This window comes from Amnibacterium sp., assembly GCF_025463795.1.
Lineage (GTDB): Bacteria > Actinomycetota > Actinomycetes > Actinomycetales > Microbacteriaceae > Amnibacterium.
This window is the reverse complement of record NZ_JAODBE010000168.1, coordinates 1-5,497: the sequence shown is the minus strand read 5'-3', so window position 1 is coordinate 5,497 and position 5,497 is coordinate 1. Positions and strand designations below refer to the sequence as shown.

5 protein-coding genes and 1 pseudogene are annotated in these 5,497 nt (G+C 74.2%); 3 read left to right on the top strand and 3 right to left on the bottom strand.

Annotated elements, in window-relative coordinates; all coding sequences use genetic code 11:
• Positions 1-631: alpha/beta fold hydrolase (locus JWQ92_RS14235; protein WP_297345120.1), on the bottom strand; the 631-nt coding region annotated here is incomplete at its 3' end.
• Between the two features lie 120 nt (positions 632-751).
• Between JWQ92_RS14235 and JWQ92_RS14230 the strand changes: the two genes are divergently transcribed.
• Positions 752-2,017, top strand: a complete 1,266-nt coding sequence (locus JWQ92_RS14230) for an MFS transporter (protein WP_297345119.1) — start codon at positions 752-754, stop codon at positions 2,015-2,017.
• A gap of 7 nt (positions 2,018-2,024) precedes the next feature.
• Here the strand turns inward: JWQ92_RS14230 and JWQ92_RS14225 are convergent, their stop codons facing one another.
• Positions 2,025-2,915: an ROK family protein gene (locus JWQ92_RS14225; protein ID WP_297345118.1), complete on the bottom strand. Its 891-nt coding sequence runs from the start codon at positions 2,913-2,915 to the stop codon at positions 2,025-2,027.
• Positions 2,912-4,279 carry a ParA family protein gene (locus tag JWQ92_RS14220; protein ID WP_297345117.1) on the bottom strand — a complete coding sequence of 456 codons (1,368 nt, stop codon included), beginning with the start codon at positions 4,277-4,279 and terminating at the stop codon, positions 2,912-2,914. The genes JWQ92_RS14225 and JWQ92_RS14220 overlap by 4 nt, the downstream gene beginning before the upstream one ends.
• A gap of 168 nt (positions 4,280-4,447) precedes the next feature.
• Here JWQ92_RS14220 and lipB point away from each other — a divergent pair, with 168 nt between their 5' ends.
• Positions 4,448-5,086, top strand: a complete 639-nt coding sequence (gene lipB / locus JWQ92_RS14215) for a lipoyl(octanoyl) transferase LipB (protein ID WP_297345116.1) — start codon at positions 4,448-4,450, stop codon at positions 5,084-5,086.
• Positions 5,087-5,127: 41 nt separating this feature from the next.
• Positions 5,128-5,497 (top strand): annotated as a pseudogene (locus tag JWQ92_RS14210) (lipoyl synthase); the annotation flags it as partial.

Here is a 5,497-nt window from a genome sequence, read left to right as displayed (position 1 = left end):
GCAGCGACGCCGACAGGCGGCGCGCCGGCCGTCCCACGAGCCGCAGCGACTCCCGCAGCCCGATCAGCTGCCGCGTCGTGGCGGGGAAGGTGAGCGGATCCTCGACCCACCGCCTCGCGACTTCAGGATCGCGGCTCAGCCATTCCGCACCGGTCGACCCGAACGCGGTGTGCTTGCGGTTCAGGTCCCCCGCGTCCATGAAGCCGGGAAGGCGGTATGCCGTGCCGGAGAGCACGAGCCCGTCGCTGTCGACGAGACCGCGGTTGAGCGCGATCTGCGCGAGGATCGAACCGAAGCTGTGGGCGATCACCACCAACGGCACGTCCGGGTACGCCTCGCGGGTCATGCGGTTGAACGTCGCGATTGCGTCGATGGTCGCGTCGACGCCTCCCGGGCCGAGCCGGCCCATCCGGGACGGGTCGCTCGCCCACTGGCCCTGGCCGGTGCGCCCGTGCCCCCGGTGGTCGTCGGCCACGACGCCGAAGCCCGCGGCGTTCAGATCCGCCGCGAGCGCCCCGTACCGGCCGGCGTGCTCCCCGATCCCGTGGGAGATCTGCACGATCGCCCGCGGGTCCGGCACGAGCCACTCGTGCGTCTCGATCCGGATGCCGTGCGCGTCGACGAAGGCCACTGGAGCATTCTGGCCGCCCCCGGCGCCCTCATGCGTCCGGTGTGAGCCGCCTCCGAGTCCCGGCCGCCGGTCGGGGGCACTCCGGCGTTTGCATACGATGGTTATGCAATCGGAGGCGCAGTGAGCTCGAGCACCACATCGACCAAGGTCGGCATGTTCCGCTCCCTCGGCGTCCACGACTACCGGATCTGGGCCGCAGGGGCGATCGTCTCGAACGTCGGCACGTGGATGCAGCGCACGGCCCAGGACTGGATCGTCCTGACCCAACTCACCCACAACGACGCCTTCGCGGTCGGGATCACGATGGCGCTCCAGTTCGGGCCGCAGCTGCTGCTGCTGCCCGTCACGGGACTCGCCGCCGACCGCATCCCGAAGCGGACGCTGATGATGCTCACCCAGGCCGCGATGGGGTTGCTCGCCCTCGGCCTCGGCGTGCTGGCGGTGCTGCACCTCATCACGCTGCCCGAGGTCTACGGCTTCGCGTTCCTGCTCGGCTGCGCGGCGGCCTTCGACGCACCGGCGAGGCAGAGCTTCGTGTCGGAGCTCGTGCCGCCCGAGCACCTGACGAACGCGGTGGCGCTGAACTCGGCCTCGTTCAACTCGGCCCGGCTGGTCGGACCGGCGGTCGCCGGCCTGCTCACCGAGGTGGTCGGTCCCGGCTGGGTCTTCCTGATCAACGCCGCCAGCTTCGCGGCCGTGCTCACCTCGCTCTTCCTCATCCGGCCCGTGCAGGCCGGCGTCGGCGCCGGCGGGGGCGGCCGGTCGGTGAGCGACTTCGCGGCGGGCTTCACCTACGTGGCGTCGCGGCGCGACCTCGTCGTCGTGTTCTCGATGATCTTCCTCATCGGCACCTTCGGCATGAACTTCCCGATCTATGCCTCGACGATGGCCGTGCTGTTCCACCAGGGCGCCACCGGGTACGGGCTGCTGTCGACCGCCCTGGCGGTCGGCGCCGTCGCGGGAGCGCTGCTCGCGGCACGGCGCACGGAACCCCGGTTCGGGCTGATGGTCGTCGCGGGGCTGCTGTTCGCCGTCGGCCTCATGATCGGCGCGCTCGCCCCGAACTACCTCGTGCTGGCCGTCGCGCTCCCCCTCGTCGGCGTCGCCTCGCAGACCTTCATGACCACGGCGAACGGCACGGTGCAGCTCAGCGTCGAGCGCTGGGTGCGCGGGCGGGTTATGGCGATCTACATGGCGATCTTCATGGGCGGCACCGTGATCGGGGCCCCGGTGATCGGCTGGATCGCGAACACGCTCGGCCCACGGGAGGGTCTCGTCGCCGGCGGGCTCGCCGGCATCGCCTCCGCCGCCATCGGCACGGCGTGGATGGCCCACGGCCGGCGCGCGAGCCAGCAGCGGCCCGCGCCGACCGGCCCCCGGGACTGACCGGCGTTCAGCCCAGCAGATCGGCGGCGGCGGCGAGCGCCCCGACCAGTCCGGCGTTCTCGAGCACGGGCGGCACGACGAAGGCGGCGAGTGCCGCTGCGTCCGCGGCGCCGAGCGTGTAGCCGCGGTCGAGGAGTGGCACCTGCCGCCGCACCTCGTCGAGCAGGCCGGGCGCCTTCAGCACGCCACCACCGATGACCATCCGGTCGGCGCCGACGGTCATCCGCACCACGCCGACGAGCTGCGCGACGTACGACCCCAGGATCCCGAACGCCTCCGCGCGCACCGGCTCCGGCAGGGACGAGGAGTCGGCGCCCCAGCGCGCCTGCACCGCGGGGCCGGAGGCCAGCCCCTCGATGCAGTCCCCGTGGAACGGGCAGATGCCCGCGAAGGCGTCCCCGGCATGCCGCCGCACCAGCAGGTGGCCGAGCTCGGGGAAGCCGTTGCCGTGCACCAGGCGTCCCTGGACAGCCAGGCCGACGCCGACGCCCGTGCCGAACGTCGCGTAGGCGGTCGTCCGGGCTCCCCGGCCCGCGCCGTGCCGGTGCTCCCCGAGGGCCGCGGCGCCGACGTCGTTCAGCACGATCCGCGGCACGCGGCCGGCGAGTGGGATGCGGCCGAGCAGGTCGGTGTCGGCCCAGCCCGGCTTCGGCGTGCCGGTGACCCAGCCGTACCGGTCCCGATCGGGCTCCACGTTGACGGGACCGAAGGAGGCGATGCCGATCGCGTCGAGCGGACGGACCGCGGCGGCCTCGGCGAGGTAGGCGTTGATCCGACCGATGGTCTCGTCGGGACCGGTCGTCGGGAAGCGGCGCACCTCGAGCGGCTCGCCCGGCGCGTCGGCCCGGGCGATGGCGCACACGACCTTCGTGCCCCCCGTCTCGACGCCGGCGATCATCCGCCCTCCCTCCCCTCGAGGTCGTCCGCGACCTCGGCGGCGGCTCGGAGCCAGGCCCGCCGGGTGCGCGGGGCCAGCGCCGAGAAGCGGATCCGGCCGCTGTGCAGCCCGTCGTCGAACGGGATGGTGACCGCGGCTCTGGCGATGCTGCGGAAGCGCTCCGCGACCTCCCTCGCATCCCCGTGACCGAGGTCGGGGTCCGACTGCGAGACGACCACCGTCGCCTGCGCGGCGAGCGCCGCGGACCGCGGATCCCGCTCGGCGAGCTGCTCGAGCAGCAGCGCTCCGGCCTCCGCGTGCTCGCCGAGGGCGGTCGTCGCGATGACCAGGGCGTCGGCGCGCTCGATCATCTGCTGCCAGCGGTCCGCCGACTCGTCGTTGCCGGAGTCGAGGAACAGCAGCCGGTAGTACTTGCGCGCCACCTGATGCAGCGCGTCGAACTCCGCACGGGTGAGCCGCTGGCGATCGGCGAGCACGCGCGGGTTGGAGCGCAGCACGTCGTACTTGTCCTCACGCTGGTGGTGCACGAAGCGCAGCAGATCGGACGCGGACGCCGCCGGTGCGAGCAGGTCCTGCGCGTGCGGCAGCAGGTCGTGCACGGTGGCGTCGTGGCCGCCCTCCTCGGTGCGCCAGCCGAGGGTGCCACGGGTCTCGTTGTTGTCCCAGGCGAGCACGCCCGCGCCGCCGTACCGGGCGAACACCGCCGCGAGGAGCGCCGTCGTGGGGGTCTTGTTCGCGCCGCCCTTGCCGTTGACGATCGCGACCGTGCGCGGGCCGGGGAAGTGCCGGCTCACCGCGCGCGAGTCGGCGCGCTCCGCCCGCTCCTCGGCGGACGGCTGCACCCGGAAGCCGAGGGACGCGGCGGTCCGGCGCCAGCCGCGCGTGGGCGGCCGGTGCTCGTCGTCCTCGGCGAGGAACGACTCCCGCGACGGCCGCGGCTCCTCCCCGGGCCGCTCGTGGCCTGCGGATGCGCGAGGCGCCTCCGCGGAAGCGGGATCGGTCGCGACGGACGCCTCCGGCTCGACCGGGCCGACGGGGTCGGGCTCCTCGGCGAGCAACGCCCCCGGGACGATCACGGCCGGGACGACCGTGGTCGGCGCCATGGGCGCCCCCGGCAGGGCGTCGCCGCCCTCGTCCGACTGGACCGGCGGCACCGTCGGCGACGGTTCGACCGCGGGAGGAGTGGGCACGGGCGGTGTGGCGGTGCGCGGGCGCTGCACGGGCGAAGGCTGCGTGTTGAGGCTGGGGCGGGGCGCCGACCGCTTGTGGCGGCCGGGGCGGAGCCCGTCGGGCGACCCGTCGCCCGCATCCGCCTCCTCGGCCGGAACGCCCCCCTCGGCGCGCTCGGGATCGGTGTCGGTCATGCTCGCCTCCCGCCGTCCTCGGCTCTGCATCGCGATTCCGCGCCCGCCCAGTATTCCCCGGGCGCGCCGGGGCGTCCGGACACGGCCGCGCGAGGCGCGCCCGCGGACGACGTACGCTCGTTCCGGCCGGCGCCGCCGAAGGCGAGGGCCCGATCCCTGGAGGACGCGATGCTCGAGGTGCGCACCCGCCTGGCCCCCGACCTGCTCGACTACCACGAGGGCTGGGCCCTGCAGCGCGAGCTGCACGCCGCCGTCGTCGCCGGTGGCCCGGATGCGCTGGTCCTCTGCGAGCACGAACCGGTGTTCACGGCCGGGAAACGCACGGTGGCGGACGAGCGCCCGGTCGACGGGACGCCGGTCGTCGACGTCGACCGCGGCGGCAAGATCACGTGGCACGGGCCCGGGCAGCTCACCGGGTACCCCATCGTGCGGTTGCGGGAGCCCGTGGACGTCGTCGCGTTCGTCCGCGACCTGGAGGCGATGATGATCGCCGTCGCGGCGGACTTCGGCGTGACCGGCGAGCGCGTCGAGGGCCGCAGCGGCGTCTGGGTGCGCACGGCGGGCGGCTGGGACAAGATCGGCGCGATCGGCCTCCGCGTGCAGGAGGGCGTCACCATGCACGGGTTCGCGCTGAACTGCTCGAACGACCTCGGGCCGTACGCGGCGATCGTCCCGTGCGGCATCCGGGACGCCGGGGTCACCTCGCTGTCGGTGCTGACCGGTCGCACGATCACGCCGGCGGACGTCGTCGCGTCGGTGCTGCAGCACCTCGACGAGGTCCTCGGCGCCCCGGCGGTGGCCGCGTGAGCCGCCCGGTCGCGCTGCCCTCGACGGGCGCCGATCCCCGGGTGGGCGAGGGCCGCAAGCTGCTGCGGATCGAGGCCAGGAACGCCAGCGTGCCGATCGAGCGCAAGCCGGAGTGGATCCGCACCCGCGCGAACCTCGGCCCGGAGTACCGGGAGCTGCAGGGGCTCGTGAAGGAGGAGGGCCTCCACACGGTGTGCCAGGAGGCCGGCTGCCCCAACATCTACGAGTGCTGGGAGGACCGCGAGGCGACCTTCCTCATCGGTGGCTCGCAGTGCACGCGGCGCTGCGACTTCTGCCAGATCGACACGGGCAAGCCCGCCGACTACGACACGGACGAGCCGCGACGCGTGGCCGAGTCCGTGGCGAGGATGCGCCTGCGCTACGCCACCGTCACGGGCGTCGCCCGCGACG

Bases quoted from the DNA above. Each gene is read 5' to 3' on its own strand.
- lipB (WP_297345116.1), top strand. From the start codon at position 4,448: ATGCTCGAGGTGCGCACCCGCCTGGCCCCCGACCTGCTCGACTACCAC.
- JWQ92_RS14225 (WP_297345118.1), bottom strand. From the start codon at position 2,915: ATGATCGCCGGCGTCGAGACGGGGGGCACGAAGGTCGTGTGCGCCATC.
- JWQ92_RS14220 (WP_297345117.1), bottom strand. From the start codon at position 4,279: ATGACCGACACCGATCCCGAGCGCGCCGAGGGGGGCGTTCCGGCCGAG.